At 61.0% G+C, this 2,936-nt stretch carries 2 protein-coding genes and 1 pseudogene; all 3 read left to right on the top strand.

The annotated features are described in order from the left end of the window. Nucleotides 1-1,098 (top strand): hypothetical protein (locus tag ACF8NF_RS00390; protein WP_392449885.1); only part of this gene is annotated, 1,098 nt, incomplete at its 5' end. Continuing rightward, the gene (locus tag ACF8NF_RS00385) at nt 1,095-1,556 is read left to right on the top strand and encodes a hypothetical protein (RefSeq protein WP_392449884.1); all 462 of its coding nucleotides are present in this window, start codon (nt 1,095-1,097) and stop codon (nt 1,554-1,556) included. The genes ACF8NF_RS00390 and ACF8NF_RS00385, both read left to right, overlap by 4 nt. A gap of 43 nt (nt 1,557-1,599) precedes the next feature. After that, nucleotides 1,600-2,936: pseudogene (locus tag ACF8NF_RS00380) on the top strand (hypothetical protein); the annotation flags it as partial.

The raw sequence follows: 2,936 nt of genomic DNA, 5'->3' as shown, positions 1-2,936 counted from the left end.
GCCGGCGGCGTGCTGGCCGGCCAGTTCCCCAACCCTGAGTTTGCCCAGCCCATGGCTTTGGCGGCGGACCTGCTGGGTAAGGTGGACAAGGTGCCGGGCAAGGGCCTGAGTGCCAACGATTTCAGCGACGAGGCAGCGGCAAAGCTCAGTGGCGTGGCGACGGGTGCCACCAAGAACGCGACCGACGCGCAACTGCGGGACCGCAGCACGCACACGGGTGAGCAGGCGATTGCTTCCATCACGGGCTTGCAGACGGCGTTGAACGCAAAGCAAAACAGCAGCACGCTGAAAAGTGATGTCGCATCAGCGTTGAATGCCTCGCCCCAGAAAAGCGTAGTAGACGAGGCAGATGCCTTTTGGTTGGAAGACAGCACTCAGTCTTGGTCGTGGAAAAGAATATCCTGGGCGAATATAAAGAATTCACTCGCTAGCGTATTCATGGCCAGAAGGAGCCTCGGCGGTACTGCTGATAAAAGCCGGCTCATGTCCGATGCAGGAATAGGTACGTTCGATGCCTATGCCAGCGTTACGGGATCAGGGGCTGACTGGCCCCCGTCACCCACGGAAATTGTTTGGTGGAATGTTTTGAGTTACGGGGTTTTTGGGCGTGTCACGCAATTTGCAGCCCAGGCATTCAATACATCACTTGGCCAGCTTTGGGCGAGAAACAAACATGATCTGAGTTGGTCGGATTGGTATCGAATTATCACTACGAAGGCGACTAGTGGATTCATCTCCCATGATGGCGGCCCCATAGGCTATGGGCCAGGCTCGGGTGCCACCGTTGTGCAGGCAGGTAACAAATCCAGCGCTGTTTATATTAATAAAGTCACTGGGAAGATCACGACACACAACCAGAGCCTTCCTGCTGGTCAAGGTGTCTATTTTGTGGTCTATAACGACTTTGTCACTTCAGATGATGTTGTTCACGTTACTTTGAATAACTACGGAAATATTAATGGATTGAACTACAACGTATGGGGTACTGCTTCTTCCTCAAACGGTGTGTTTTTTGTGTGTTTGAGAAATATTTCTAGTGCGGCTTTGGCGGAATCGGTTGTACTTAATTTTGTTGTTCACAAGGGTTCTTCAATATGAACAAAGTTAAATTAATTGTCTATAAAAACAAAGTCGCTATCGAGGTCACTTGGTTCAATGAAGATGATTCGATACACAAGTGCCGTATCTATGCCAACAGCCAAATGCAGGAGTTGAGGGCCGACCTGGGGGCTGTGTCAGCAGAGCATGAAAAGACCATTGCCGAAGTCGCTGCGGCGCATCTGCCCACTCCTGGCGAACCGCTGTCCGTGCCCCTGACCATCACCCGGGCCCAGGGCAAGGCAGCGCTGATCCAGGCCGGTCTGTGGCCGCAGGTGCAGGCCTTCATGGCCGGCATCGAAGATCCCAACGAGCAACTGCTGGCCCAGGTCGCTTTGAACGACACGGTGAATTGGGAGCGCAGCAGCCCGTTCCTCGCGCGTGTCGCTGCGGAGCTGGGCCTGAGCCAGCAGCAGCTCGATGAGCTGTTCATCGCAGCGGCGGCCGTGGTGCTGTAGCAGCCTTTCCGCACTGGTGCCAAGCCTGACACGGTAGCGGGCCATGACCACCTACAAGCTGTCCGCATTTCCGGGCGAGGCGCCCAGCGTGTCTGATCGCGCGCTGGGCGCGAACTTCGCCCGGGAGCACTTCAATCTCTTCCTGCCCAGCTCCGAGTTCTGGCCGCTGGCCACCGACCGGCGCCACTCGGCATGTCTGGCCGGCACCCGCACGCTGCACCGATTCGCGCGAGACGCCAGCGGGGCCGTGCAGCAGAACCCGGCCGCGCCCATACGCTCATGGGTGCATGAGCTGTCCCTGGTCAAGGGCCAGATCAACGACGAGGCCACCGAGCGCACCTACCAGACCACCAATGACGGCAGCGCTGCGCCGCGTGCGCTGGACGTGCGCGGCAACGACCGGCTGCTGGGCGTGGTGCGCCCGGTCAAGCCCACGGTCACGCTGCAGGTAGTGGACGAGTTCACGACCGAGGAGGCCAAGACCTGGCTGTATGGCGACTTCGCCGAGCTGGTGCGCGCGGACCTGCTGGCCACGGTGATCCAGCACGAGGGCCACCAGGAGGCGATCCGCTGGGATGCCAATGGCAAGGCCTATGCCGGCGCCACATCCAACTACGGGCTGTCCCTGTCTACCGCAGTAGGCTCTGGCGCCTCGGCTGGCAACCTCTACGCTGTGGTCACGGCGGCCCGCGCGGCTGCGTGCGAGATGGACACTACACGCCTGGGTGCTGTCAAGACCGCCAGCGGCTGGGCCATCCCACTGGCCGCCATGCCGTTCAGCTACCCGTTCCGCCGGCCCGCTCTGGTGGAGGCGCTGCAGCAGCATGAGTTTCCGGACACGGCCGGCGAGCGCTCCGGCGAAACCGTGCTCACGGCCGACCAGGCCGCCAAGCTGGCCGACCTGGTGGAGGAGGCCGTGGCCCCGGGCACCAAGTGCACCAACTGGCGCAGCGAGCTGGACAAGCTGCTCAAGGAATTCGCGGACCTGGCCCTGTCCAAGTCCTGGGCGGGCGCGGGCACGGCGCCCATCAAACCGACCGAGCCCAGCGTGGCCCAGTACCACTTTGACGCGGACAACAACGCCATCGAGCACCCCGACTGGGTGCAGTACCGGCTCAAGCTGGAAAACTTCTTCAAGGCACAGGATGCCTACACCGACAGCAAGTCGGATGCCTCGGCCCAGGCCAGCAGCTTCAACGCGCGCTTGGTGGAGATCCAGCAGCGCTGCGCCACTCTGGTGTCCAGCATCCAGACCCAGCTGGCCAGCCAGTACATCGCGGCCACGGGCGACACGGCCGTGATCGGCACCTGGCTGGACCAGCTGGGCGGCGTGGCCGACCTGGCCGGCAAGACCGTGGAGCGCGTGGTGGACTCGCGCTT

Source organism: Delftia sp. WSY_22 (assembly GCF_043104185.1).
GTDB classification, from domain to species: Bacteria; Pseudomonadota; Gammaproteobacteria; order Burkholderiales; family Burkholderiaceae_C; genus Comamonas; species Comamonas tsuruhatensis.
The sequence above is the reverse complement of the archived record's forward strand: the minus strand, read 5'-3'. Positions and strand labels throughout refer to the sequence as shown.